Below are 855 nucleotides of genomic sequence, written 5' to 3' on the forward strand. Positions count from 1 at the left end.
CAGGCGAAAATCCTCCTGGGCATGCAGAAGAACCGCAGCGAGAGCAGCGCCGGGCGCGTTGCCACGCGCTTGCAGGCGCAGCGCCAGAAGCTCGACGAGCAGGTGCGCGACGCCGCAGCGGCGCTGGACGAGGAACGGGAGGTGACCCTGCACGGGCAGGCGGCGCCGCTGCCGCCGGGACGCCGGGTTCTGTCCTGGCGCGATCTGCGCCTGCCGTTCGGCTCGGCGCCGTTGCCGGATGTCGAGCTGTTCGGCTCGCGGCGGATGGCCATCGTGGGCCCCAACGGCTGCGGCAAGTCGAGCCTGCTGGCGCTGCTCAGCGGTCGCCTGGCAGCGCGCTCGGGCGAGTGTCGGGTCGAGGTACCCTGGGCGTTGCTCGACCAGGAACTGCAAGGTTTGGCGCCGCAGGAGTCGGCGCTGGAACATCTGCACCGCCTGGCACCCGGCAGCGCGCAGAGCGTGCTGCGTACCCGCCTGGATCACCTGGGCATCGGCCCTGATGCTGCGTTGTTGCCCTGTGCCAGGCTCAGTGGCGGTCAGCGCCTGAAGGTGGCGCTGGCCGGGGCCCTGGCCCGTGAGCCACAGCCCCGACTGCTGATGCTGGATGAGCCGGACAACTCTATTGACCTCGACTCGCGCCTGGCGCTGGAGCGCTTTCTGCGGGCCTATCGAGGGGCGCTGCTGGTGATTTCCCATGACGGCGCCTTTCTCGACGCATTGGCCTTGACCGACCGCCTGCAGTGGACGGCCGTTGGCTGGCTGCACGAGGTGTTGTGAAACGCCAGTGGCCGAGGGCTCTGGTCTACAATGCCGATCTTTGCCGCCAGTGAATGCCGCCATGACCGAACATCACTT

The 855-nt window shown here is 68.8% G+C and carries 1 protein-coding gene; it reads left to right on the forward strand.

The annotated features are described in order from the left end of the window. Window positions 1–777, forward strand: a 777-nt coding sequence (locus tag J0A65_RS24415; protein WP_206596847.1) for an ATP-binding cassette domain-containing protein, incomplete at its 5' end; no start/stop codon positions are given. Window positions 778–855 lie beyond the last annotated feature (78 nt).

Source organism: Bowmanella yangjiangensis, from assembly GCF_017255015.1.
GTDB lineage: Bacteria > Pseudomonadota > Gammaproteobacteria > Enterobacterales > Alteromonadaceae > Bowmanella > Bowmanella yangjiangensis.